The 26,317-nt window shown below is 67.2% G+C and carries 21 protein-coding genes; 19 read left to right on the top strand and 2 right to left on the bottom strand.

Annotated elements, in window-relative coordinates:
- The first annotated feature begins 48 nt into the window (after positions 1-48).
- From rplK to ACZ6YV_RS11325, 3 genes are all read left to right on the top strand, one after another.
- The gene (gene rplK / locus ACZ6YV_RS11335; RefSeq protein WP_076164368.1) at positions 49-483 is read left to right on the top strand and encodes a 50S ribosomal protein L11; all 435 of its coding nucleotides are present in this window, start codon (positions 49-51) and stop codon (positions 481-483) included.
- Between the two features lie 81 nt (positions 484-564).
- Positions 565-1,278 (top strand): 50S ribosomal protein L1, encoded by a 714-nt coding sequence (rplA, locus tag ACZ6YV_RS11330; protein ID WP_378238563.1) that lies wholly within the window; start codon positions 565-567, stop codon positions 1,276-1,278.
- A gap of 77 nt (positions 1,279-1,355) precedes the next feature.
- The gene (locus ACZ6YV_RS11325; RefSeq protein ID WP_465509478.1) at positions 1,356-2,120 is read left to right on the top strand and encodes an alpha/beta fold hydrolase; all 765 of its coding nucleotides are present in this window, start codon (positions 1,356-1,358) and stop codon (positions 2,118-2,120) included.
- A 208-nt stretch (positions 2,121-2,328) separates the two neighbouring features.
- Here the strand turns inward: ACZ6YV_RS11325 and ACZ6YV_RS11320 are convergent, their stop codons facing one another.
- A complete protein-coding gene (locus ACZ6YV_RS11320) occupies positions 2,329-3,165 on the bottom strand; it encodes a hypothetical protein (protein WP_465509477.1) in 837 nt (278 codons plus the stop codon).
- Positions 3,166-3,494: 329 nt separating this feature from the next.
- Between ACZ6YV_RS11320 and rplJ the strand changes: the two genes are divergently transcribed.
- From rplJ to ACZ6YV_RS11250, 14 genes are all read left to right on the top strand, one after another.
- Complete coding sequence (rplJ, locus tag ACZ6YV_RS11315) at positions 3,495-4,046, top strand: 50S ribosomal protein L10 (RefSeq protein WP_101612139.1); 552 nt, start codon at positions 3,495-3,497, stop codon at positions 4,044-4,046.
- A gap of 49 nt (positions 4,047-4,095) precedes the next feature.
- A complete protein-coding gene (gene rplL / locus ACZ6YV_RS11310) occupies positions 4,096-4,482 on the top strand; it encodes a 50S ribosomal protein L7/L12 (protein WP_020633289.1) in 387 nt (128 codons plus the stop codon).
- Between the two features lie 299 nt (positions 4,483-4,781).
- Complete coding sequence (locus ACZ6YV_RS11305) at positions 4,782-4,967, top strand: hypothetical protein (RefSeq protein WP_465509476.1); 186 nt, start codon at positions 4,782-4,784, stop codon at positions 4,965-4,967.
- Between the two features lie 447 nt (positions 4,968-5,414).
- Positions 5,415-6,587, top strand: coding sequence for an ABC transporter ATP-binding protein (locus ACZ6YV_RS11300; RefSeq protein ID WP_465509475.1), 1,173 nt, complete (start codon positions 5,415-5,417; stop codon positions 6,585-6,587).
- Positions 6,588-6,625: 38 nt separating this feature from the next.
- Positions 6,626-7,378: an MlaE family ABC transporter permease gene (locus ACZ6YV_RS11295; RefSeq protein ID WP_020633292.1), complete on the top strand. Its 753-nt coding sequence runs from the start codon at positions 6,626-6,628 to the stop codon at positions 7,376-7,378.
- 3 nt (positions 7,379-7,381) lie between these two features.
- Positions 7,382-8,218, top strand: coding sequence for an MlaE family ABC transporter permease (locus ACZ6YV_RS11290; RefSeq protein WP_378238569.1), 837 nt, complete (start codon positions 7,382-7,384; stop codon positions 8,216-8,218).
- The gene (locus tag ACZ6YV_RS11285; RefSeq protein ID WP_465509474.1) at positions 8,215-9,552 is read left to right on the top strand and encodes an MCE family protein; all 1,338 of its coding nucleotides are present in this window, start codon (positions 8,215-8,217) and stop codon (positions 9,550-9,552) included. The genes ACZ6YV_RS11290 and ACZ6YV_RS11285 overlap by 4 nt, the downstream gene beginning before the upstream one ends.
- A complete protein-coding gene (locus ACZ6YV_RS11280; RefSeq protein WP_465509473.1) occupies positions 9,549-10,580 on the top strand; it encodes an MCE family protein in 1,032 nt (343 codons plus the stop codon). The genes ACZ6YV_RS11285 and ACZ6YV_RS11280 overlap by 4 nt, the downstream gene beginning before the upstream one ends.
- Positions 10,577-11,563 (top strand): MCE family protein, encoded by a 987-nt coding sequence (locus ACZ6YV_RS11275; protein WP_465509472.1) that lies wholly within the window; start codon positions 10,577-10,579, stop codon positions 11,561-11,563. Before ACZ6YV_RS11280 ends, ACZ6YV_RS11275 begins: the two co-directional genes overlap by 4 nt.
- Positions 11,560-12,738 (top strand): MCE family protein, encoded by a 1,179-nt coding sequence (locus tag ACZ6YV_RS11270; protein WP_465509471.1) that lies wholly within the window; start codon positions 11,560-11,562, stop codon positions 12,736-12,738. Before ACZ6YV_RS11275 ends, ACZ6YV_RS11270 begins: the two co-directional genes overlap by 4 nt.
- Positions 12,738-13,940: an MCE family protein gene (locus ACZ6YV_RS11265; RefSeq protein WP_465509470.1), complete on the top strand. Its 1,203-nt coding sequence runs from the start codon at positions 12,738-12,740 to the stop codon at positions 13,938-13,940. Before ACZ6YV_RS11270 ends, ACZ6YV_RS11265 begins: the two co-directional genes overlap by 1 nt.
- On the top strand, positions 13,940-15,205 hold the full coding sequence (locus ACZ6YV_RS11260) for an MlaD family protein (protein ID WP_465509469.1): 1,266 nt from the start codon (positions 13,940-13,942) through the stop codon (positions 15,203-15,205). Before ACZ6YV_RS11265 ends, ACZ6YV_RS11260 begins: the two co-directional genes overlap by 1 nt.
- A gap of 31 nt (positions 15,206-15,236) precedes the next feature.
- Entirely contained in the window at positions 15,237-15,758 is a 522-nt protein-coding gene (locus ACZ6YV_RS11255; RefSeq protein WP_465509468.1) for a hypothetical protein, read from the top strand.
- Between the two features lie 84 nt (positions 15,759-15,842).
- Positions 15,843-16,835, top strand: coding sequence for a hypothetical protein (locus ACZ6YV_RS11250; protein WP_465509745.1), 993 nt, complete (start codon positions 15,843-15,845; stop codon positions 16,833-16,835).
- Positions 16,836-16,882: 47 nt separating this feature from the next.
- Here ACZ6YV_RS11250 and ACZ6YV_RS11245 read toward each other — a convergent pair whose 3' ends face one another.
- Positions 16,883-18,121 (bottom strand): hypothetical protein, encoded by a 1,239-nt coding sequence (locus tag ACZ6YV_RS11245; RefSeq protein ID WP_465509744.1) that lies wholly within the window; start codon positions 18,119-18,121, stop codon positions 16,883-16,885.
- 688 nt (positions 18,122-18,809) lie between these two features.
- Here ACZ6YV_RS11245 and rpoB point away from each other — a divergent pair.
- Positions 18,810-22,310, top strand: a complete 3,501-nt coding sequence (gene rpoB, locus ACZ6YV_RS11240) for a DNA-directed RNA polymerase subunit beta (protein ID WP_378238579.1) — start codon at positions 18,810-18,812, stop codon at positions 22,308-22,310.
- 84 nt (positions 22,311-22,394) lie between these two features.
- Positions 22,395-26,306: a DNA-directed RNA polymerase subunit beta' gene (locus tag ACZ6YV_RS11235; protein ID WP_465509467.1), complete on the top strand. Its 3,912-nt coding sequence runs from the start codon at positions 22,395-22,397 to the stop codon at positions 26,304-26,306.
- Positions 26,307-26,317: the final 11 nt, after the last annotated feature.

Below are 26,317 nucleotides of genomic sequence, written 5' to 3'. Positions count from 1 at the left end.
ACTGGCAGGTGTGCGGGGGACTCAAGTCAGTAAGAAGGAACAAACGAAATGCCACCCAAGAAGAAGAAGCTTGCAGCGATCATCAAGCTGCAGATCAAGGCCGGTGCGGCCAACCCCGCGCCGCCGGTCGGCCCCGCGCTGGGTCAGCACGGCGTCAACATCATGGAGTTCTGCAAGGCCTACAACGCCGCGACCGAGTCGCAGCGCGGGGACGTCGTCCCGGTCGAGATCTCCGTGTACGAAGACCGTTCGTTCGACTTCAAGCTCAAGACGCCGCCGGCCGCGAAGCTGCTGCTGAAGGCCGCGGGCGTGGAGAAGGGCTCCGGCGAGCCGCACAAGACCAAGGTCGCCAAGGTCACCTGGGACCAGGTCCGCGACATCGCGAAGACCAAGGAATCCGACCTGAACGCGCACGACGTCGACCAGGCCGCGAAGATCATCGCCGGCACCGCCCGCTCGATGGGCATCACGGTCGTCGACTGAGTTCCACCCCGCACCACCGTGGGAGAGCCAGTGCTGGCTCCAACACCACACTGATCCGTTGAAGAGTTAAGGACAGAAGCAATGCCCAAGCACAGCAAGGCCTACCGTCAGGCCCTTGAGCTGGTGGACCGCGAGCGGCTCTACGCCCCGCTCGACGCCGCCAAGCTGGCCAAGGAGACCTCCTCCAAGAAGATGGACGCCACCGTCGAGGTCGCCATGCGCCTCGGTGTCGACCCTCGTAAGGCCGACCAGATGGTCCGCGGCACCGTGAACCTGCCGCACGGCACCGGTAAGACCGCCCGCGTCATCGTCTTCGCCGTTGGTGACAAGGCCGCTGAGGCCGAAGCCGCCGGCGCGGACGTGGTCGGCACCGACGAACTGATCGAGCGCATCCAGGGTGGCTGGCTCGACTTCGACGCCGCGATCGCGACGCCGGACCAGATGGCCAAGGTCGGCCGCATCGCCCGCATCCTCGGCCCGCGTGGCCTGATGCCGAACCCGAAGACCGGCACCGTGACCCCCGCGGTCGCGAAGGCCGTCTCGGACATCAAGGGCGGTAAGATCAACTTCCGCGTGGACAAGCAGGCCAACCTGCACTTCGTCATCGGCAAGGCCTCGTTCGACACCGAGAAGCTGGTGGAGAACTACGCGGCCGCGCTGGACGAGGTCCTCCGCGCCAAGCCGTCGTCGGCGAAGGGTCGCTACCTGAAGAAGGTCACGATCTCCACGACGATGGGCCCGGGTGTCCCGATCGACCCCGCCCGGACCCGCAACCTCCTCTCCGAGGACGCGTGAGTCTGAGTTAGACATCACTGACAAGGGGGCGGTCCCGCTACGGCGGGGTCGCCCCCTTTTCGTGTTTGCTGGAGGGCATGCCTACCTTCGCGACGTTCGACGGGCTTCAGCTGCACTACACCGTTTGGGAAGGTGAAGGGCGTCCCGTGCTGCTGCAGCACGGCTTCGCCGCGGACACGAACGCCAACTGGATCGCTCCCGGCGTCGTCGACACCCTCCAGGACGCGGGGCTGCCCGTGATCAGCCTGGACGCGCGCGGGCACGGACGGTCGGCGAAACCGCACGACGAGGCCGGCTACGGCGATGACGCGATGGTTCGCGACGTGTCGGCGCTGCTCGACACGCTGGAACTCGACGAGGTGTCGATGGTCGGCTACTCGATGGGCGCGATGATCGCGCTCGGCGCGGCGGCCGCCGACCCGCGGATCCGGTGCCTCGCGATCGGCGGGGTCGGCTCGGGGATCGTCGACTTCGGAGGTGTCGACACCCGCGTGGTCACGCCGGAGGCGATCAGCGAGGCTCTGCTCGCTTCGGACCCGTCGAAGCTGCCGCCGTCTGCGGCGCCTTTCCGAGTGCTGGCCGACGCGTTGCGGGCGGACCGGATCGCGCTGGCGGCCGTCGCGCGCGGGACGGCGGATCCGAAACTGGACCTGACGGCGATCTCCGTCCCCACCCTGATCCTCGCCGGGGACACCGACCCGCTGGCCGCGGAACCCGAACGGCTGGCCGCCGCCATCGCCGGTGCCCGCCTCGTCCGCGTGCCCGGCGATCACCTGACCGCCGTCACGCACCCCGCCTTCGGCTCCACGCTGACCGGCTTCCTCGCCTCCCACGACCTCTGACCCGACCTGCGTTTAGCCCGCTAATCGCGATCCGGCACCCGCGTCGCCTTTAGCGGGCTAATCGCGATCCGGCGGGCACCTGCGTTTAGCGGGCTAAACGCGATCTCGGTGGGCACTTGCGTTTAGCCCCCTGACCGCGTTCTGGCGCCCGCGTCGCCTTTAGCGGGCTAATCGCGATCCGGTGGCAGGAGGCCCAGGTCGGCGGGGGTCAGTTGCCGGTGGGGGGAGCGGGGCAGGGCTCGGGGGAGTTGGCGTGGCCGGTGATCAGCCACTGGCCCATCTCGACTTCCTGCAGGGTGAAGCTGCCCAGCAGGGGCCCGCCGCGGATGCTGTACCAGCACGAGTGGATCGTCAGGTTCTGACGCGGCACCACGCTCGACATCGGGCGCACCGCGTAGATGTACGGCGTGATGTCGGTGACCTTGGCGTTCAGCGCCGGGACGGCGGTCGCGCAGTCCGGGTAGCCGAGGTCGCGGGCGAACTGGGCCTGCGCCTGTTCGCTCATCGACAGGCAGACCTTTTCGACCCGGGTGGCAGGCGGGTACGGCTTGCCGATCGTGTCGTAGATGGCCCGCACGGCTTCCCAGGGATTGGTCGAAAGCACCTGGTTGGTGTGGTGCTTGCCGCCGCCGCCCTGGACGAACGTCGCCGTGTCCTGCCCGGCGTCGCTGGGGAAGACCTGCCGGTAGACGATGGTGGCCCCGATGCAGATCAGCACGATCACGATCACCCAGGCGAGAAGCTTCCCGCCGAGACGACGCAGCCAACGCGGTGTGCGCGGCCGGGGGGCGTGCACGAGTTCGCCGGGCGGCGGTCCCGGAGGCGCCGGCGGCTGGCCTCCGTAGTTCTGGGTCGCGGACTGCGACGGCACGAGGCCCTGGTTCTGCGCCTCGGTGAACTTCAAATAGTCCTGGAACTGCTGAAACTGCTGGAACTGGCGCAGCTGCTCGTCGTCCAGCCGAGGCGCGGGCTGACCCCCCGCCTTGGGCTCGATGTCCGTGCCGGGCTCGTTGCCCGGCTTTCCGTCATCACGCTGCTCCGCCACGTCACCATGATGCCTCGCGAGCCCCACGATGCACTCCGCCGGTCGCGTTTAGCCCGCTAAACGCGATCCGGGAGGGGGTGCCGCAGGGGGCGGAAGGGGGTCGCGTATTCTTGTCAAGGTTCTACCGAAGACCGCTGGTCTTCTCCTGGTCATCTGGCCTGGAGAACGAAGGCCCCGCTAGGGCGGGCGACCCGCGCAGGAGGAACGAGGCTCGCACACGACGCTTTTCGTCGTTTGCCCTGACGCCCCGCGCCTGTCTGCGCTGGGGCGTTTCGTCGTTTTCAGGGCTCTCAAGGCCAGTGGACCACTAGCCAAGAGAGGAGGCGACCATGGCGAAGCCCGACAAGGAGGCGGCCGTCGCCGAGATCGCGGAGAGCTTCCGCAGCAGCTCGGCCACAGTCGTTACCCAGTACACCGGCCTCTCCGTGTCCCAGCTGTCCCAGCTGCGCCGCGCTCTCGGCACCAGTGCCAAGTACCGGGTCGCGAAGAACACCCTCGTCAAGCGTGCCGCCACGGACGCGGGCATCGAGGGCCTTGAAGACCTGTTCGTCGGCCCGACCGCGATCGCCTTCGTCGAAGGTGAAGCTGTTGACGCCGCGAAGGCGCTTCGCGACTTCGCGAAGGACAACAACGCGCTTGTGATCAAGGGCGGCTTCATGGACGGCAAGACGCTGTCCGTGGACGAGATCAACAAGATCGCCGATCTCGACAGCCGTGAGGTCCTGCTCGCCAAGGCGGCGGGCGCGTTCAAGGCGAAGCTGTCCCAGGCCGCCGCGCTGTTCCAGGCGCCGGCGTCCCAGGTCGCTCGCCTGGCTGCCGCGCTGGAGGACAAGCAGCGCAACGCCGGTACCGAAGCAGCCGAAGCACCCGCCGAGAGCTGAACAACCCCCCACCCCGAACTTTTAGTTCGTTTCAGAGAGGAAAGCCACCATGGCGAAGCTGAGCACCACCGAGCTGATCGACGCCTTCAAGGAGCTCACCCTTCTTGAGCTGTCCGAGTTCGTCAAGGAATTCGAGACCACCTTCGACGTGACCGCGGCCGCCCCGGCTGCCGTCGTCGCCGCCGGCCCGGTCGGCGCCGCCCCGGCCGCCGCCGAGGAGCAGGACGAGTTCGACGTCGTCCTCGAGTCCGCTGGCGAGAAGAAGATCCAGGTCATCAAGGTCGTCCGTGAGGTCGTCTCGGGCCTGGGCCTGAAGGAGGCCAAGGAGCTGGTCGAGGCCGCTCCCAAGGCCCTCCTGGAGAAGGTCGACAAGGAGGCCGCCGAGGCCGCCAAGGAGAAGCTCGAGGCCGCGGGCGCCAAGATCGCCATCAAGTGATCTCGGGCGCGTAAGCGCCTACCGCAGCACCGTCGAAAGGGCGGGCATCCACACGGATGCCCGCCCTTTCGCTTTGATCACGACCGTTGCGTCCAGTGCGAGCCTGCCGACTACAGGGAAACTCATCCCGCTACGGAAGGCGAACAGTGACAACGGCGCGCGATCTTCATGTCCGATACTTCGCTAATGCTCCTCTTTCGCCTCTTGATGTCGAAAAACGGCTAAAGGAGGCGAAAGCGCAGGTCGAGGACGGGGACGGCGCGGACGAGCCCAGGCCGGACTACACCGATCGGCTGCTCGTGGAGATTCTCGCCCAGCAGGTCGCCGCCCGGCGCCATCTGTTCATCCTCGCGGTCATCGCCGTGCTCGGTGTCGCGGCTTCGGTGATCTGCGCGATCGTCATCGCCGTCCAGGTCACGAAGGCCAACGCCCACTCCGGCAGCGGCTCGTCGTCTTCGTCCTACTGCGGCATCTATCGCTGCTAGTCCCCGCCCGGACCTGCGTTTAGCCCGCTAATCGCGACGCGTAGCCACGCTAAGCACCTGAGCGACCCAAGGGCCCCGGATCGCGTTTAGCCCGCTAAACGCGATCCGGGGCGCGGGAGGGCGAGGGGGTGGGCGGGAGGGGGCTGACCTGCGTTTAGCCCGCTAATCGCGACGCGGGGCCGCGCGGAGCTGGGTGGGAGGGGTTGTTGATCTGCGGGTGAGGGTGACGTGCACTACGGTGCTGCAAGCGGTGCACGGGCAGGCGGCGGGCTGCGCGAAAAGTTACCCGCGGGTCTGGCCAGAAAAGAAAACTGGTGAGTAACCTGTTCGCACTCAGCTCGTTGCACCTGGTTGACGCGGGTATCGCTGCGCGAACGCATGCGTCCTCTCGGGCCAGTGGCACGGGAAGGCAGTGCGCGACGACGCGGAACAGCTCCTGGAGGTGCGATGGGTGCCGAGGTGGTCATCGAAGGTCTTTCCAAGTCCTTCGGTAAGCAGGCCATCTGGCGGGACGTCACGCTGACCCTGCCTCCGGGCGAGGTTTCGGCGATGCTCGGTCCGTCCGGAACCGGTAAGTCCGTCTTTCTGAAGTCGATGATCGGTCTGCTCAAGCCCGACAAGGGCCGGTGCATGATCAACGGCGTCGACATCGTGACGTGCTCCGAACACCAGCTCTACGAGGTGCGCAAGCTCTTCGGCGTCCTCTTCCAGGACGGCGCTCTGTTCGGCTCGATGAACCTCTACGACAACGTGGCGTTCCCCCTGCGGGAGCACACGAAGAAGTCGGAGACCGAGGTCCGCCGGATCGTGCTCGAGAAGCTCGAGATGACCGGTCTCAACGGCGCCGACAAGAAGCTGCCCGGCGAGATCTCCGGCGGTATGCGCAAGCGCGCCGGCCTCGCCCGCGCCCTGGTGCTGGACCCGCAGATCATCCTGGTCGACGAGCCGGACTCCGGTCTCGACCCGGTCCGCACCACCTACATCTCCCAGCTCTTCCTGGACGTCAACGCGCAGATCGACGCGACGTTCCTGATCGTCACGCACAACATCAACCTCGCCCGCACCGTTCCGGACAACCTGGGCATGCTCTTCCGCAAGGAACTGGTCATGTTCGGCCCGCGCGAGGTGCTGCTGACCAGCGAGGAGCCGGTCGTCAAGCAGTTCCTCAACGGCAAGATGGACGGCCCCATCGGCATGAGCGAGGAGAAGGACTCGGCTCAGCTCGCCGCCGAGCGCGCGATGTTCGAGGCCGGTCACCACTCGGGTGGTGTCGAGGACGTCAGCGGGGTGCCGCCGCAGATGCAGCCGACGCCCGGCGTGCCGACCCGGATGGGCGCGGTCCGCCGCAAGGACCGCGTCATGCAGATCCTGTCCGGTCTGCCGCACGAGGCCCAGCAGAGCATCATCGAGTCGCTCTCCCCGGAGGAGCAGCAGCACTACGGCGTCCGCCCGCAGCGCCTCGCCGCCGCCGGGCACCGTTCCGCACCGCAGAGCGACGGCCCGATGCCGAACCACCACCAAGGGCAGCTGCCCGACGACCAGGTCGCCCACATCCCGCATCCGGGGAGACCGGGCAACCACCGCATGCGGCCACATGATCCGGGGTCAGGTGGCGCGTGAGCTCTCCCGCTTCATCGGCGAAGATTCCCGGAATCGGCATGTTGCGCGAGACCGGAAACCTGTTCGCCCTTGGCCTCGACATCGTTCGTGGCATTTTCCAGCGCCCGTTCCAGCTGCGGGAGTTCATCCAGCAGGCCTGGTTCATCGCGAGCGTCACGATCCTGCCGACGGCGCTCGTCGCGATCCCGTTCGGCGCGGTCATCTCGTTGCAGTTCGGATCGCTGGCCCGCCAGCTCGGCGCCCAGTCCTACACGGGCGCCGGGTCGGTGCTGGCCACCGTGCAGCAGGCCAGTCCGCTGGTCACGGCGCTGCTGGTCGCGGGCGCCGGCGGTAGCGCGGTCTGCGCCGACATCGGCGCCCGGACGATTCGTGAAGAGATCGACGCCATGGAGGTGCTCGGCGTCTCCGCGGTGCAGCGGCTGATCGTGCCGCGTGTGCTCGCGATGATGCTGGTGGCGCTCCTGCTCAACGGCATGGTCAGCGTCATCGGCGTGCTCGGCGGCTACTTCTTCAACGTCGTCCTCCAGGGCGGGACGCCGGGTGCGTACCTGGCGAGCTTCTCCGCACTGGCCCAGCTGCCGGACCTCTGGGTCGGCGAGCTGAAGGCGCTGATCTTCGGCTTCATCGCCGCGGTCGTCGCCTCCTACCGGGGACTGAACCCGTCCGGCGGCCCGAAGGGCGTCGGCGACGCGGTCAACCAGTCGGTCGTCATCACGTTCCTCATGCTGTTCGTGGTGAACTTCGTGATCACGCTGATCTACCTGCAGATCGTGCCCGGAAAGCTGGACTGACGCATGACCTTTCTCCAGGGCGCCAAGCGGGTCGCCAACCGTCCATTGCAGACTCTGGACGCGCTGGGCGACCAGATGTCCTTCTACGGCCGCGCGTTGCTGTGGACGCCGCGGACGTTGCGCCGCTACACCAAAGAGGTCCTGCGGCTGCTCGCCGAAGTGAGCTTCGGTTCCGGCTCGCTCGCCGTCATCGGCGGCACGGTCGGCGTCATGGTCGGCCTGACGCTGTTCACCGGTGTCCTCGTCGGCCTGCAGGGCTACTCGGCGCTGAACTCGATCGGCACCTCGGCCTTCACCGGCTTCCTGACCGCGTTCTTCAACACTCGCGAGATCGCCCCGCTGGTCGCCGGCCTCGCGCTTTCGGCCACCGTCGGCGCCGGATTCACCGCTCAGCTGGGCGCGATGCGGATCTCCGAGGAGATCGACGCGCTCGAGGTCATGGGCGTGCCGAGCCTGCCGTATCTGGTGACCACGCGGATCATCGCCGGTTTCGTCGCGGTCATCCCGCTGTACGTCATCGGCCTGCTCAGTTCGTATCTCGCGTCCCGGTTGGTCGTTATCTACATCTACAACCAGTCAGCGGGTACCTACGACCATTATTTCGACCTGTTCCTACCTCCACAGGATGTGCTCTATTCGTTCATCAAGGTGCTGTTGTTCAGCGTCTTGATCATCCTGTCCCATTGCTATTTCGGATACCGGGCCTCCGGTGGCCCCGCCGGTGTCGGCGTGGCGGTCGGCAAGGCGGTGCGGCTCAGCATCGTCACGGTGTCCATCATGAACTTCTTCATCGGTTTCGCGATCTGGGGAACCGACGTCACGGTGAGGATCGCAGGATGATCGCGACAGTCCGGCGCAGGCTATTGGGCTTGCTCTTGGTCGCCGTGCTCGTCGGCGGGGTGGCGCTGAGCATCGCGCTGTACCAACGGGCTTTCACGCCCGTGGTGAGCGTGAAGCTCCAGTCCGGCAGCATCGGGAACCAGTTGCTGAAGCAGTCCGACGTGAAGGTCCGCGGCCTCATCGTCGGCTCGGTGAAGGAAATCGCCGCGACCCCGGACGGCGCCGAACTCACGCTCGCGCTGAATCCGGAATCGGCGAAACTGATCCCCCAGAACGTTTCCGCGCGATTCCTGCCGAAGACGTTGTTCGGCGAACGCTTCGTTTCCCTCGAAATCCCGGACGCCCCTTCGGTGAAGACGATCGCCGAGGGCGACGTGATCACCCAGGACCGCACGTCCGGCGCCGTCGAGCTGGAGCAGGCTTTCGCCCACCTGATGCCGGTGCTTCAGGCCGTCCAGCCGCAGAAGCTGTCGAGCACGCTTTCGGCGATCTCCACCGCGCTCAACGGCCGCGGCGGCCAGCTCGGCGACACTCTCTCGCAGCTCGGCACCTACGTCGGGGACCTGAACCCGCACGTGCCCCAGCTCCAGCAGAACCTCAAGGAGCTCGCGGAGTTCTCGGACAACCTCAACGCCGTCGCCCCGGATCTGGTGCAGACCTTGGACAACCTGAGCACGACCACGCGCACCGTGGCCGATCAGAAGATGAACCTGCAGAACCTCTACGGCAGCGTCACCCAGGCTTCGGTCGATCTGCAGACCTTCCTGCAGAACAACGCCGACAACCTGATCCGGCTCGCCGACACCGCCCGCCCGACGGCGGAACTGCTGGCGAAGTACGCGCCGGAGTACCCGTGCGTGATCGGGCAGATGGCGGCCAACCTGCCGAAGATCGACAAGGCCCTCGGCAAGGGGACCAACCGGCCCGGTCTGCACGCGACCATCGAGATCACCGTCAACCGCGGGCCGTACCTGCCGGGCAAGGACGAGCCGAGGTTCGAGGACAAGCGCGGTCCGCGCTGTTACGACCTGAAGCAGTTCCCGGACCCGTTCCCGCAGTACCCGCCGGACGGCCCGATCAAGGACGGCAGCACGGCCAAACCGCCGGCGCGCTCGGCCAACGACGGCCTTTCGCCCTCGAACGGTTTCGCGAACGTCGGCGGTTACAACGGCGGGGGAGCGCCCGGCGGTAGCCCGTCCTACAGCGCGTCCGAATCGGACTTCCTCGCGCAGCTGGTCGCCCCGCAGGTCGGCATGTCCGCCTCGGACGTGCCCGGCTGGGGTTCGCTGCTCGTCGGCCCGCTCTACCGCGGAGCGGAGGTGCACGTCCAGTGAGGGGATTGCTCGCACCGCTGATCAAGCTCTGTGTCTTCGTCGTGGTCACCGTGCTGTTCACGACGATCCTCGGGATCAGCATCGCCAACATCAACACCACCAGCACCAACGCCTACAAAGCCCGCTTCAGCGACGCGACCCTGCTGCTGCCCAACGACGACGTCCGCATCGCCGGCGTCCGGGTCGGGCAGGTCAAGGACGTCCGCATCGTCGACCGCCGCCAGGCCGAGGTCGAGTTCGAAGTGGACGCCGGCCGCAAGCTGCCCGCCGGGGTCACCGCGCAGATCAAGTTCCGGAACCTGGTCGGCCAGCGCTACGTCTCGCTCGGGCAGGGCACCGACTCCTCCGGGAAGAACCTGGCGCCGGGCGGGAACATCCCGCTGGAGCGGACCACCGCAGCACTCGACCTGACGCAGCTGTTCAACGGCTTCAAGCCCTTGTTCACCGCGCTCAACCCGGACGACATCAACAAGCTGTCCTACGAGGTCATCCAGGTCCTGCAGGGCGAGGGCGGCACGATCGAAAGCCTGCTCAAGCACACCGCGTCGCTGGCCACCACGATCTCCGACAAGGACCAGGTGATCGGTGAGGTCATCGACAACCTGAACTCGGTGCTCGACACGGTCAACGCGCACACGCCGCAGCTGAACGACCTGATCGTCAAGCTGCAGCAGCTGGTCTCCGGGCTGGCCGCGGACCGCGAGCCGATCGGCGACGCCATCGACTCGCTCGGCAACCTCGCCCAGACGACCTCAGGTCTGCTCGGTGAGGCCCGCGAGCCGCTCAAACAGGACATCGCCGCGCTCGGCACGCTGACGAAGAACCTCAACGACAGCCAGCCGATCGTCGAGCACTTCATCCAGTTCATGCCGCAGAAGGTGACCGCGCTGACCCGCACCGCCGACTACGGCTCCTGGTTCAACTTCTTCGCCTGTGAACTGACAGGAGCCGTCGCCCTGCCTCCGCTGATCAACGAACCGATCAACCTGCCGCTGCTGCCGGTGAACCGGGCGAGGTGCACGGCATGAAGTCGTTCCAGAAACGCAATCCGGTCCCGATCGCGCTGGTCGGCATCTCGGTGCTGCTGCTCGGTTTCCTCGCCGCGCTCAACTCCGAGGACCTGCCGGTGATCGGCGGCGGCACGACCTACAGCGCGGACTTCAGCGAGGCTTCCGGCCTGCAGCAGGACAACGACGTCCGGGTCGCCGGGGTGAAGGTCGGCAAGATCTCCGACATCAAGCTCGACGGCGACAAGGTCCGGATCTCCTTCAAGGTCAAGGACGCCTGGCTGGGCGACAAGACCAGCGCGGCGATCAAGATCAAGACCGTGCTCGGCCAGAAGTACCTGGCGCTCGACCCGCAGGGCCAGCGCACGCTCGACCCGAGCGCGACCATCCCGCGTGAGCGCACGATGTCGCCGTTCGACGTCCTCGACGCCTTCCGCGGGCTTTCGCAGACCGTCGACGACATCGACACGACGCAGCTGGCGAAGAGCTTCGACGTCATCACGGAGACCTTCGCCGACACCCCGGCAGACGTGAAGGGCGCCCTGAGCGGCCTTTCCCGCCTCTCGGACACGATCGCTTCGCGGGACTCGAAGCTGGCGAGCCTGCTCGCGAACACGCGGCAGGTCTCGCAGACGCTCGTCGATCGCGACGCCGAGTTCCAGAAGCTCCTGGCCGACGGCAACAAGCTGCTCGGCGAGGTGTCCCGCCGCAAGGACGCGATCAGCGCCCTGCTGGACGGCTCGCGCAACCTCGCCACCCAGCTCAAGGGCCTGGTCGACGACAACGACGCGCAGCTCGACCCGGTACTCACCCAGCTCGACCAGCTGACCTCGATGCTGCAGCGCAACCAGGACGCCCTCGGCCAGGGCATCGCGCGGTTCGCCCCGTTCATCCGGGTGTTCACGAACACGATCGGCAACGGCCGCTGGTTCGACAACTACATCTGCGGACTGGTCCTGCCGTCGTTCGGGCCGATCAACGACAAGGGGTGCTACGAGAAATGAGTACCCGTCTCGGTTCCAGCCTCGCCCGCGGCTTCACCATCGCGATCGTGCTCGCGCTGGTCGTCGCCGGCGCGCTGTGGTGGACGCTCAAGGACGCCGGCCGCAACCACGTGACCGCCTACTTCGCCGGTGCCGTCGGCCTCTACGAAGGCAACAGCGTCCGCATGCTCGGCGTCGACATGGGCACGGTCACCAAGATCCAGCCGATGGGCAACCAGGTCCGCGTCGAACTCGAATACGACCGCTCGGTGGCGGTGCCCGCCGACGCGAAGGCGATCATCGTGTCGCCTTCGCTCGTCAGCGACCGCTACGTGCAGCTGGCCCCGGCCTACAAAGGCGGCACGCGGATCGCCGACGGCGCCGTCATCGGCCTCGACCGCACCGAAGTCCCCCTGGAGGTCGACGAGCTCGCCGCCAGTCTCTCCCGGGTCAGCAAGTCGCTCGGGCCCAACGGTGCCAACAAGAACGGTTCGCTGTCGAACCTGCTCGACACCGCCGCGAAGAACTTCGACGGCAACGGGCAGGCGCTGCACGACACGATCACGAAGCTCGGCCAGGCCGCGGGCACGTTGTCCGGCAACAAGGACGACCTGTTCAAGACCGTCGAGAACCTCGGCTCCTTCTCCCAGACGCTGGTGAACAGCGACTCGCAGGTCCGCGACTTCGAGCGGCAGCTCGCCGACGTCAGCGGATTCCTCGCGGGGGAGAAGGACAACCTCGCCGCGACGGTGAAGCAACTGTCCGACACGCTCACCGCGGTGCAGGGGTTCATCGAGAAGAACCGCGACCGGCTCAAGTCCAATGTGGACAAGCTGGCCAGCGTGACCAAGGTGCTCGTGGACCAGCGCGGCGCGCTCGCCGAGATCCTCGACGTCGCCCCGGTCGGCCTCGGGAACCTGGTCAACACCTACAACGCCTCGTCGGGCACGCTCGACGCGCGGGCGAACCTCAACGAGCTCACCCAGCCGCCGCTGGTGATGGTGTGCAACCTGCTCAAGCAGACCCCGGACGCGCTCGACGCGCTGGGCGACGCGTGCAAGGGGATCGCCGGACTGGTCGACGGGCTGGTGCCGCTGCCGTCGATCGCGCAGGTGATCCAGTCCTCGCAGGCGGGCCAGCTGCCGCCGCTTCCGCTGCCCATCGCGGGGCAGCTCTACGGAACGGCGGCGAAGTGATGAAGAAACTCGCTCTCATCGCCTCCGGAACCATCGCCGCGTTGACGTTGAGCGGCTGCGGGTTCAGCGGGATCTACGATGTCCCGCTGCCCGGTGGCGCCGAGCTCGGCGACCACCCGTACACGGTCAAGGTGCAGTTCCGGGACGTCCTCGACCTGACCCCGCAGGCCGGGGTGAAGGTCAACGAGGTCTCCATCGGACGCGTCGAAGCGATCGGGCTGACCCAGGACGGCTGGAACGCCGAAGTCACCCTCCGGGTGAACGGTGACGTGAAGCTGCCGGCGAACGCGCTGGCCAACGTCAAGCAGTCGAGCCTCCTCGGTGAGAAGTACGTCGAGCTGGCCGCGCCCGCCGGGGGACAGGGCAAGCTCGCCGACAACGCGGTGATCCCGCTGGCCCGCACGAACCGCAGCGTCGAGGTCGAGGAACTGCTCGGCGCGCTTTCGCTGCTGCTCAACGGTGGCGGCGTCGACCAGCTCAACACCATCACCAAGGAACTCAACAACGCCACGAGCGGCCGCTCGCCGGAGCTCAAGGCGCTGCTGAACAACACCAACGAGCTGGTCTCGAACCTGGACAGGCAGTCCGCGAACATCACGCGGGCGCTCGACGGGCTGAACCGGCTCTCGCTCACGCTGAACGGCCAGAAGGACAAGCTGGTCGGCGCGGTCGACAACCTCGGCCCCGGCCTCGGCGTGCTGGAGCAGCAGCGCGGCCAGCTGGTGACCATGCTGAACGCGCTCAACAACCTTTCCGGTGTCGCCGTCGACACGGTGAACAAGAGCAAGGAAGACCTCGTCGCCGACCTCAAGGCGCTGCAGCCGACGCTGCAGAAGCTCGGCGAGGCGGGCGCGGATCTGCCCAAGGCGCTGGAGATCCTGTTGACCTTCCCGTTCAGTGACGCCGCGTTCGACGGGGTCAAGGGCGACTACTTCAACCTGTTCGCGAAGGTCGACCTGAACCTGAACGAGATCCTCAAGAACCTCGGCCGCAGCCGTGAGAACCCGCTGAAGGACCTCGTCCCGGTGCCGGGGCTGACCGGCGGGACCGAGGGACCGGGCGTGAACCCGCCGCTGCCGATCCCCGACAGCGTCGGCGGAACCCAGGCAGGCGGCCAGGCGAACACGCCACAGGGCGGCGGACAGCCGCGACAGACCGGACCCGCCGGGATCTTCGGCCTGCTGTCGGGAGGTGCCGGCTGATGCTGGTCCGTAGGACGAAGATCCAGCTGGTCGCGTTCGTGATCATCTCCGTGGTCGCCATCGTGTACGCGCTGATCCGGTTCGCCGGACTCGGCCAGGTCTTCGGCGACGAGGGCTACACGGTGAAGCTCCAGCTCAAGCAATCGGGCGGGATCTTCCAGAACGCCGAGGTCACCTACCGCGGCTTCAACATCGGCCGCGTCGGTGAGCTGCGCCTGACCAAGACCGGGCTGGAAGCCGACCTGAACATCTCGCCGGACGCCCCGCAGGTGCCCGCCGATCTGGACGCCGTGGTCGCGAACCGGTCGGCGGTCGGCGAGCAGTTCGTCGACCTGCGGCCCAAGAGCGAGAACGGGCCGTTCCTGAACGCGAGCTCGGTCATCCCGGCCGACAAGGTCAAGACGCCGGTGCCCACCGAACAGCTCATCGGCGACCTCGACAGCCTCGCGGCGTCGGTGCCGGTCGACTCGCTGCGCAAGGTCGTCGACGAGTCGTACAACGCCTTCAACGGCACCGGCCCGGACCTGCAGCGACTGCTCGACACCGCGCGGAGCTTCACCACGACCGCGCAGGAGTACCTGCCGCAGACCATCCAGCTGCTGGAAAAGGGCGGGCAGGTCCTCGACACGCAGAACGACATGGCGAGCTCGATGAAGTCGTTCAGCGCGGACCTCAACAAGCTGTCCGGCACGCTGAAGAACTCCGACGCCGACATCCGGAAGCTGATCGGGGTCACCCCGCAGGTGGCGAACCAGATCAGCTCGGTGCTCGCCGAATCCGGACCGGGGCTGGGCGCGCTGACGGCGAACCTGCTCACGACGTCCAACCTGCTGGTGACCCGGCTCGACGGGCTCGAGCAGGGCCTGGTGACCTACCCGATGCTGGCCGCGGGCGCGAACAGCGTCGCCAACGACGGCACCGCGCACCTGGGTCTCGCGCTCAACCTGTTCAACCCGCCTTCGTGCACCAAGGGCTACATCGGCCTCGACAAGTACCGCGAAGGCACCGACACGGCGCCTCGCCCGCCGAAGGACGACGCGTACTGCGCCGAGCCGAAGGGCAGCCCGATCAACGTGCGCGGTTCGCAGAACGTCCCGTACAACGGGGTCCCGCAGATCCCGTCGGAAGGCGACGTCGCGAAGAACGCCGGCCGGTCCGCCGAGGAGCTGGCGGCCTTGCGCGCGGCGCAGGGCATGCCGAGCGTCCTGCAGAGCCCGGGGGTCAGCCTGGCCAGCCTGGGCGCGCTGCTGGGCCTGCCCGGCTGAGCCCGAGACCGTATACCTACCCTGGAGTGTCATGAGTTCTTCTCGATCGCGGACCCTGGTCCTCGGGGCGGCGGCGTTCGCCCTGGCAGCCTTCGTCGCCGCGGCGATCTTCGGCGTCCAGTGGGCCGTGGCCGCGTCGGATGACAACGCCGACCTGGCGCGCTCGCGGGACGAAGTGGTCGACGCGGGCGGCCGCGCGATCAAGGCTTATACCGAGGTCGACTTCGAGAACCTCGACGAGTTCTTCAACCGGCAGAAGGCCGTCTCCGACGACAAGATGAGCCAGCAGCTGGCGCAGCTGGAGCCGACGTACCGCAAGGCGCTCGGCGACGCGAAGACCAAGGTCGCGACCACGATCCAGGACATCGCGGTCGAGGAACTCGACGACCACGAGGGCAAGGCGAGCTTCCTCGCCGCCATCACCACCCAGGTCACCCAGGGCGACAAGGCGAGCTCCAAGGCGCTGCGCCTGGAGGTCTCGATGACCCGGGTCGGCGATGAGTGGAAGCTGTCCGGGATCGACAACGTGCCCCTCGTCGCGGCCGGCCAGTAAGAGCGTCACCTAGAACGGAGCCTCGTAGTGCCCCCCTCCCGTCGCCAGCCCCCTCGCAGCACTCCGCCGGTGCGCCGCCCCCGGGTGGCCGGTCTGCGACGGCCCACTCCCGAGGCTTCCGCCTCGGAGGTCTCCACTGCGGAAGTCTCGGAGGTCACCGAGACGCCGGTGCGGCGTCCGTCGCCGAGGCCTGCTCCGCGGCCCGTTCCTGAGGCTGAGCCCGAGGTCGTCGAGGCCGCTGAGCCTGTCGAGACTGCTGAGTCTGTCGAGGCCCCTGAGTCCGTTGAGGACACTGCTGAGGCCGTTGAGACTGTCGAGGCTCCTTCGGAGGTCGAGGAGGCACCCGAAGACCCTTCAGACTCTGAAGAGGCTGTCGTCGCGAAGCCGAGCCCGCGTGCGAAGGCCCGTGCGGCCGCTCAGGCGAAGCCGGACGACATCGAAGAGGCCGAAGCCGAGGTCGCTTCCGAAGCCGACGAGGCATCCGAGTCCGAGAAGAAGCCCGGCTCCGGCAAGCTGATCCTGGCGGGCGCGCTGGTCGTCGTCGGGCTGCTGCTGGCCGCGACCGCGGTGTTGTTCCATCTCAAGGCTTCCGAGGTGTCGAGTTCGACGGACAACACCGCGCTGCTGGACGTCGCGAAGACCGCGCAGGTCAAGGACCAGGTCGCGAAGGCGACCGAGGCGCTGTTCTCGTACGACTTCAAGAACATCGCGAAGACCGAGACAGCGGCCGGCGATCTGCTGGTCAATGACGACGTGCGGGCGAAGTACAACCTGCTGATGGGCGAGGTCAAGCGGCTGGCCCCGCAGCAGAAGATGGTCGTGACCTGCAAGGTCACCCGCAGCGCCGTCATCCGGCTGGAAGGCGACCGGGCCGACGTGATGGTGTTCGTCGACCAGAGCTCGACGCGGGCCGACACGAACAAGACCACCGCCGGGAGCGCGCAGCTGCATTTGAACGCGGAGCTGCAGGGCGACAAGTGGAAGATCACGGCGATGAACACCTACGCCGCTCCGCCGAACCCGACGGCCTCCCAGGCCCCCGCTTCACCCCCCGCCTCCGCGCCCCCCTCCAAGTAGCGCCCCGGATCGCGTTTAGCCCGCTAAACGCGATCCGGGGCCAGGGCTCACACGCCGCCGCTCGACCGGAGCTTGAAGCTCGCCTTTCGCGCCTTCTCGGCCATCGTCCGGTCCGGATGTTCCACGCCGACGACGTTCAGGAGTTCGAGTCTGTCCGGGTGGCGAGAGGACGTCAGCAGGTCCACGATGTCGAAGCCGTCGTCCATGTCGGCGAGTTGGTGGACGAACGCGCCGAGCGCGTGCATTGCCGCGAAATGGTCGGCCATCCCGAGGACGACCTCGTCGCGGGTGACCGTTTCCGGGCCGATCGCTCCACGTTCGGACAGCCACATCGCGGCGACCGCGCCGAGCAGACCGCCTTCGGCCCGGACTCCCACAGCGGTCTCGAGGCCGATCTCGCCGACTTCCCCGAGCACGATCAAAGTGAACAGTCGTTCTTCGGGAAGCCGCGCCGTGCGAAGGAACTCGCTCGCCTCGGCTGCCGCGTCGGAGGGTGACCGGTGCCGGGTCCAGGCCTTCAGTTCCGCGTCGATGATCTCCGGCGCGGCATCGGCGAGGCGTGGGCTCAGCTCGCCGAGACTCTCTTCCACGGCGTCACCGATGACCGGTGCGTCCATTCCGGCCTCGCGGAGCTCCCTGTTGATCGCCCAGACGGCGATCGGGGTGAGACTGACGAGGAACGGGGAGGGATCGGGCTTGCCGGCGATCTCGGCGATTCTCGCGAGCCCGGCCGGGTCCGCGGTGGCCCGCTCGATCGCGCCGAGCCGTTCCAGCAGATCCAGGGTGACGGCGGTCGCGTGCCGCGTCGACTCATCGGGCGCCTGCCCGAGCTCGAATATCGGAGCCAAGACCTCGAAGAGAAGCTCGACCGGCGCCGGGACCGGACCCGACTGGTAGAGCGTGAGCGAGAGCGACGCGACCAACCGGGGGAACAGCATCCCGAAGCCAAGCGGCACGGCATCGCCTTGGGCGGCGATGCCGAACCCGGCTTCGCCGATCGTCGAATACAGCCGCTCCCAGAGCCGGAGAGGGTCGTCGAGGAGCTTCGCGTTCCTCTGGACGGGCACGTGCTTGCCCTTGAGGACCCGGACCAGCCCGGAAGCCTCCGCCCACTGGGGGATCAGCGTGTCGCCCGGCTCGCTGTTCTCGTCCAACCCGGCGACGTATCCGCGGAGATCGTGGAGGAGCGGGCTCCGCTCTGCGGCCAGCCGCAGCTCGGCTTCCGGTCGTAAGAGGACCGGGGGTAACGCGGGCACCACCTCGGCACCGGCCTCCTGCTCGCACATTTCGCACACGCGGCCCAGTCTGGCAGCGCCCGGCGGAGCGCGTTTAGCGGGCTAATCGCGACGCGTGCCGGGCAGCTTCGCGATTAGCCCGCTAAACGCGAGTCCGCCGCCTGCCTGTGCGCCACCCCAGGTGGCCCACCGGCCACAGCGGTCACACCCGTCGGGCCCGTCCGGAGCGCCCCGCCGATCGCCTGGCCCCGACCCGGTGACTCTCGTGAACGCCCTTCGGCCGGATCGCGATTAGCCCGCTAAACGCAGGTCGGCGCCCCAGCGCCGCCACCTGCGGGTACCGGGCGGTAACCAGGATGATCGTCCTGGGAAGCGCCCCGCGCGCAACCTCTCCCACGCTGCGCCAACCGGCGGGACCACCGCGCGGCATCTTGACTCAGAGCCCCTGTGGGGTCACGCTTACTGGCAACGGCGAGAACCGGCGGTGCCCTTGCGGGAGGGACGGCCCGGGGAAGCCAGGAGAGGCATACCTGAAGACGTTGCGATGCAGGCTGGGCCCCATCGGGAGCGCCCCCTGGACAGACCGCGACGTTCGGGCTAGACTGCTTCTTTGCGCTGCCCTCTTTCAGGCTGCCCGGAGCCGGTAGTTAGGATAGTGGGCACACGGCACCCTTGACAGTCCGCTTCAGCTGTTGCTGACGCGGCTGCTCACCGCTCATTGTCCCCGGAAGGACGCATCTTGGCAGTCTCTCCCGCGAACCAGGCCACTGCTGCGACCACCTCGGCTGTATCTCGCTCGGAGTCCACGGGAATCCCGGGAGCCCCCAAACGGGTCTCCTTCGCAAAGATTCGCGAGCCGCTCAGCACCCCGAACCTGCTCGACGTGCAGATCAGGTCCTTTGAATGGTTCACCGGCGACGAGGCGTGGTTCGAACGCCGCGTCGAAGAAGGTGAAGAAAACCCGGTCGGTGGCCTGGAAGAGGTCCTCAACGAGATCTCGCCGATCGAAGACTTCTCCGGATCCATGTCGCTGTCCTTCTCCGACCCGCGCTTCGACGAGGTCAAGGCCTCCGTCGAGGAGTGCAAGGACAAGGACATGACGTACGCGGCACCGCTGTTCGTGACCGCCGAGTTCGTGAACAACAACACCGGCGAGATCAAGAGCCAGACGGTCTTCATGGGCGACTTCCCGGTGATGACCGACAAGGGCACCTTCGTCATCAACGGCACCGAGCGTGTCGTCGTGTCCCAGCTGGTCCGTTCGCCTGGCGTGTACTTCGACACCAGCGTCGACAAGACCACGGACAAGGACGTCTTCAACGTCCGCGTCATCCCGAGCCGGGGTGCCTGGCTCGAGTTCGACGTCGACAAGCGCGACACCGTCGGCGTCCGCATCGACCGCAAGCGCCGCCAGCCGGTCACCGTGCTGCTGAAGGCGCTCGGCTGGACCACCGAGGCGATCCGCGAGCGTTTCTCGTTCTCCGAGACGCTGCTCGCCACCCTCGAGAAGGACCACACCGCCGGCACCGACGAGGCGCTCCTCGACATCTACCGCAAGCTGCGTCCGGGCGAACCGCCCACCAAGGAGAGCGCGCAGACGCTGCTGGAGAACCTGTTCTTCAAGCCGAAGCGCTACGACCTGGCCAAGGTCGGCCGCTACAAGGTCAACAAGAAGCTCGCCCTCACCACGCCGTACGACACCGGGACGCTGACCGAAGAGGACATCGTCTCGACGATCGAGTACCTGGTCCGCCTGCACGCGGGCGAGGACAAGGTCACCGTCGGCGACCAGACCATCCCGGTCGAGACCGACGACATCGACCACTTCGGCAACCGTCGTCTCCGCACCGTCGGCGAGCTCATCCAGAACCAGATCCGCGTGGGTCTGTCCCGGATGGAGCGCGTCGTCCGCGAGCGGATGACCACGCAGGACGTCGAAGCGATCACGCCGCAGACCCTGATCAACATCCGTCCCGTCGTGGCGGCGATCAAGGAGTTCTTCGGTACTTCGCAGCTGTCGCAGTTCATGGACCAGAACAACCCGCTGTCGGGGCTGACGCACAAGCGTCGTCTGTCCGCCCTCGGCCCCGGTGGTCTGTCGCGTGAGCGCGCCGGCATGGAGGTCCGTGACGTCCACCCGTCGCACTACGGCCGCATGTGCCCGATCGAGACGCCGGAAGGCCCGAACATCGGCCTGATCGGCTCGCTCTGCTCGTACGCGCGGGTCAACCCGTTCGGTTTCATCGAGACCCCGTACCGCAAGGTCGTCGAGGGCCGCGTCACCGACCAGGTCGACTACCTCACCGCGGACGAGGAAGACCGCTTCGTGAAGGCGCAGGCCAACGCGCCGATCTCGGACGACGGCACCTTCGTCGAAGACCGCGTCCTGGTCCGTAAGAAGGGCGGCGAGGTCGAGCTGATCGACCCGCTCGACGTGGACTACATGGACGTCTCGCCGCGACAGATGGTCTCGGTCGCGACGGCGATGATCCCGTTCCTCGAGCACGACGACGCGAACCGCGCGCTGATGGGCGCGAACATGCAGCGTCAGGCCGTTCCGCTGCTGCGCAACCAGGCGCCGTACGTCGGCACCGGTGTGGAGCTGCGCGCCGCGGTCGACGCCGGTGACGTGCTCGTCGCCGAGCAGTCCGGTGTCGTCGAGGAGCTCTCGGCCGACCTGATCACGATCATGCACGACGACGGCACGCGGAAGAGCTACGGACTGTACAAGTTCCGTCGCTCCAACCACGGCACCTGCTTCAACCACCGCCCGATCGTCAACGAGGGCGACCGGGTCGAGCAGGGTCAGGTCATCGCCGACGGCCCGTCCACCGAGAACGGTGAGATGGCGCTCGGCAAGAACCTGCTCGTCGCGGTCATGCCGTGGGAGGGCCACAACTACGAGGACGCGATCATCCTCTCGGAGCGCCTGGTGCAGGACGACGTGCTCACGTCGATCCACATCGAGGAGCACGAGATCGACGCCCGCGACACCAAGCTGGGCGCCGAGGAGATCACCCGGGACATCCCGAACGTCTCCGAGGAGGTCCTGGCCGACCTCGACGAGCGCGGCATCATCCGCATCGGTGCCGAGGTCCGCGACGGCGACATCCTGGTCGGCAAGGTCACGCCCAAGGGCGAGACCGAGCTGACCCCGGAAGAGCGCCTGCTCCGCGCGATCTTCGGTGAGAAGGCCCGCGAAGTCCGCGACACCTCGCTGAAGGTGCCGCACGGCGAGACCGGCAAGGTCATCGGCATCCGCGTGTTCTCGCGCGAGGACGACGACGAGCTGCCCCCGGGCGTCAACGAACTGGTCCGCGTCTACGTGGCCCAGAAGCGGAAGATCCAGCCGGGCGACAAGCTCGCCGGCCGCCACGGGAACAAGGGTGTCATCGGCAAGATCCTCCCCGCCGAGGACATGCCGTTCATGGAGGACGGCACGCCCGTCGACATCATCCTGAACACCCACGGTGTCCCGCGTCGTATGAACATCGGCCAGGTCCTGGAGCTTCACCTGGGCTGGCTGGCGTCGCAGGGCTGGAAGATCGAGGGCAACCCCGACTGGGCGAAGAACCTCAACGAGGAGCTCTACGACGTCGACCCCGGCACGAACACCGCCACCCCGGTGTTCGACGGTGCCAAGGAAGACGAGCTGACCGGCCTGCTCGGTGCCACCAAGCCGAACCGCGACGGTGAGCGCATGGTGAAGCAGAACGGCAAGGCCACGCTGCTGGACGGCCGCTCCGGCGAGCCGTACCCGTACCCGGTCGCGGTCGGCTACATGTACATCCTGAAGCTGCACCACCTGGTCGACGACAAGATCCACGCCCGTTCCACCGGTCCGTACTCGATGATCACGCAGCAGCCGCTGGGTGGTAAGGCGCAGTTCGGTGGCCAGCGGTTCGGCGAGATGGAGTGCTGGGCGATGCAGGCGTACGGCGCCGCATACACCCTGCAGGAACTCCTGACGATCAAGTCGGACGACGTGGTCGGCCGCGTGAAGGTGTACGAGGCCATCGTCAAGGGGGAGAACATCCCCGAGCCGGGCATCCCGGAGTCGTTCAAGGTGCTCCTGAAGGAGCTCCAGTCGCTCTGCCTCAACGTCGAGGTGCTGTCCAGCGACGGCGCCGCGATCGAGATGCGCGACTCCGACGACGAGGACCTCGAGCGTGCCGCGGCCAACCTCGGCATCAACCTGTCCCGCAACGAGTCGCCCTCGGTGGACGACGTCGTGCACTGACCGCGATGAGGCGGGAGCCCGCCAGGCTCCCGCCTCCACTCGCCAACTCCTCTAGTCGCATCAACCCCAAGGGGATGTAAAGACGTGCTGGACGTCAACTTCTTCGATGAGCTCCGCATCGGCCTCGCTACCGCCGACGACATTCGTCAGTGGTCCTTCGGCGAGGTCAAGAAGCCGGAGACCATCAACTACCGGACGCTCAAGCCCGAGAAGGACGGCCTCTTCTGCGAGAAGATCTTCGGCCCGACCCGGGACTGGGAGTGCTACTGCGGTAAGTACAAGCGAGTCCGCTTCAAGGGCATCATCTGCGAGCGCTGTGGCGTCGAGGTCACCCGCGCCAAGGTGCGCCGTGAGCGGATGGGCCACATCGAGCTGGCCGCCCCCGTCACCCACATCTGGTACTTCAAGGGTGTTCCTTCCCGCCTCGGCTACCTGCTCGACCTGGCGCCGAAGGACCTCGAGAAGATCATCTACTTCGCGGCCTACGTGATCACCGGTGTGAACACCGAGCTGCGGCACAACGACCTCCCGACCCTCGAGAACGAGATCGGCGTCGAGCGCAAGAACCTCGAGACCAAGCGTGACGCGGACATCGAGGCACGGGCGCAGAAGCTGGAAGCCGACCTGGCCGAGCTGGAGGCGGAGGGCGCCAAGTCCGACGTCCGCCGCAAGGTCAAGGAAGGCGGCGAGCGCGAGATGCGTCAGCTGCGTGACCGCGCCGGTCGCGAGCTGGACCGTCTCGAGGAGGTCTGGACGACCTTCACCAAGCTCGACGTGCGTCAGCTGATCGCCGACGAGCTGCTCTACCGCGAGCTCATCGACCGGTACGGCGAGTACTTCACCGGCGGCATGGGCGCGGAGGCCATCCAGAAGCTGGCCACCGAGTTCGACGTCGCGGCCGAGGCCGACCACCTGCGCGACACCATCCGCAACGGCAAGGGGCAGAAGAAGCTCCGCGCGCTGAAGCGGCTCAAGGTCGTCGCGGCCTTCCAGGCCACCGGCAACGACCCGCGCGGCATGGTGCTCGACGCCGTCCCGGTGATCCCGCCGGACCTGCGCCCGATGGTCCAGCTCGACGGTGGCCGGTTCGCCACCTCCGACCTGAACGACCTCTACCGCCGGGTCATCAACCGGAACAACCGGTTGAAGCGACTGATCGACCTCGGCGCGCCCGAGATCATCGTCAACAACGAGAAGCGGATGCTGCAGGAGGCCGTCGACGCGCTGTTCGACAACGGCCGTCGCGGCCGCCCGGTCACCGGTCCCGGTAACCGTCCGTTGAAGTCGCTGTCCGACCTGCTCAAGGGCAAGCAGGGCCGGTTCCGTCAGAACCTGCTCGGCAAGCGTGTCGACTACTCCGGCCGTTCGGTCATCATCGTCGGCCCGCAGCTGAAGCTGCACCAGTGCGGTCTGCCGAAGGACATGGCGCTCGAGCTGTTCAAGCCGTTCGTCATGAAGCGGCTGGTCGACCTGAACCACGCGCAGAACATCAAGTCCGCCAAGCGGATGGTGGAGCGCTCGCGGCCGCAGGTGTGGGACGTGCTCGAAGAGGTCATCACCGGTCACCCGGTGATGCTGAACCGTGCGCCGACCCTGCACCGCCTCGGTATCCAGGCCTTCGAGCCGCAGCTGGTCGAAGGCAAGGCCATCCAGCTGCACCCGCTGGTCTGTGAAGCGTTCAACGCGGACTTCGACGGTGACCAGATGGCCGTGCACCTCCCGCTGTCCGCGGAGGCGCAGGCCGAGGCCCGCATCCTGATGCTGTCGGCGAACAACATCCTTTCGCCGGCGTCGGGCCGCCCGCTCGCCATGCCGCGTCTGGACATGGTGACCGGTCTGTTCCACCTGACCCGCCTGAACGAGAAGGCCGAGGGCACGGGCAACGCCTACTCCTCGCCCGCCGAGGCGATCATGGCGTACGACCGCAAGGCACTGAGCCTGCACGCCCAGGTCAAGATCCGCATCATCGACCGTCAGCCCGCCAAGGCCGACGAAGCGGCGCTCGCGGAGAAGGGCTGGGAGCCGGGCAAGGCTTGGCTGGCCGAGACCACCCTGGGCCGCGTGCTGTTCAACGAACTGCTGCCGGCGGACTACCCGTTCATCAACGAGCCGATGCCGAAGAAGCGTCAGGCCCTGATCGTGAACGACCTCGCCGAGCGCTACTCGATGACGCAGGTCGCGCAGACCCTGGACCGCCTGAAGGACGCCGGTTTCTACTGGGCGACCCGCTCGGGTGTCACGGTCGCGATCTCCGACGTGCTGGTCCCGAAGGGCAAGAAAGCCATTCTGGACGAGTACGAAGGCAAGGCCGACCAGGTCGAGAAGCGGTACCAGCGTGGTCAGCTGTCGCACACCGAGCGCAACAACGAGCTCGTCAAGGTGTGGACGCAGGCCACCGAAGAGGTCCACAAGATCATGGAGACGGCGCTGCCGGACGACAACCCGATCGCGATGATCGTGAAGTCGGGCGCGGCGGGCAACATGACGCAGGTCCGGTCGCTGGCCGGTATGCGTGGCCTGGTGTCGAACCCGAAGGGTGAGTACATCCCGCGTCCGATCAAGGCCAACTTCCGTGAAGGCCTGTCGGTGGCGGAGTACTTCATCGCGACGCACGGTGCCCGTAAGGGCCTGGCGGACACTGCGCTTCGTACCGCCGACTCGGGTTACCTGACCCGTCGTCTGGTGGACGTGTCGCAGGACGTCATCGTCCGCGAGGTCGACTGTGGCACCACCCGCGGCATCAACATGCCGATCGGCGAGGACATCGGCGACGGCAAGGTCCTGCGCGACCAGCACGTCGAGACCAGCGTGTACGCGCGGAACCTGGCGACCGACGCGGTCGACGCCAAGGGCAACGTCGTGCTCAACGCCGGTGACGACATCGGTGACCCGGCGATCGACAAGCTCATCGGCAGCGGGATCTCCAAGGTCAAGGTGCGTTCGGTCCTCACCTGTGAGTCGGCCGTCGGTATCTGTGCCACCTGCTACGGCCGGTCCATGGCGACCGGTCAGCTCGTCGACGTCGGCGAGGCCGTGGGTATCGTCGCGGCCCAGTCGATCGGTGAGCCGGGTACGCAGCTGACGATGCGTACGTTCCACCAGGGTGGTGTCGCCGGTGACGACATCACGACCGGTCTGCCCCGTGTCCAGGAGCTGTTCGAGGCCCGGGTCCCGAAGGGCAAGGCGCCGATCGCCGACGTCGATGGCCGTGTGCGCATCGAGGAGAGCGAGCGGTTCTGGAAGATCACGCTGATCCCGGACGACGGCAGCGAAGAGATCGTCTTCGACAAGCTGTCCAAGCGTCAGCGGCTCGCGAACACCCCGAACGGCCCGCTGGGCGACGGTGACCGCGTCAACGTCGGTCAGCAGCTGCTCGAGGGCACGCCGGACCCGCACGAGGTCCTGCGGGTCATGGGGCCGCGCGAGGCGCAGATGCACCTGGTGGACGAGGTCCAGAAGGTGTACCGGGCGCAGGGTGTGTCGATCCACGACAAGCACATCGAGGTCATCGTGCGGCAGATGCTGCGCCGCGTGACGATCATCGACTCCGGTGCCACGGACTTCCTCCCGGGCGAGCTGCCCGAGCGGACCAAGTTCGAGGCGAAGAACCGTGCGTCGGTCGCCGAAGGCGGCGAGCCCGCTTCGGGTCGCCCGGTGCTGATGGGGATCACGAAGGCCTCGCTGACCACGGACTCGTGGCTGTCGGCGGCCTCGTTCCAGGAGACCACGCGTGTCCTGACCGACGCGGCCATCAACGGCCGTTCGGACAGGCTCGTGGGCCTCAAGGAGAACGTGATCATCGGTAAGCTGATCCCGGCCGGTACTGGGATCAACAAGTACCGCAACATCCAGGTGCAGCCGACCGAGGAGGCGCGGGTCGCCGCTTACGCGATCCCGTCCTACGACGACGGCTACTACACCCCGGATGTCTTCGGCTCCACTCCGGGTGCCGCGGTTCCGCTGGACGACTACGACTTCGGTCGCGACTTCCGCTGATCCACCCCGCT

It is taken from the genome of Amycolatopsis sp. NPDC102522 (genome assembly GCF_055584485.1).
Note: the sequence above shows the minus strand (reverse complement) of the source record. Positions and strands in the feature narration are given on the sequence as shown.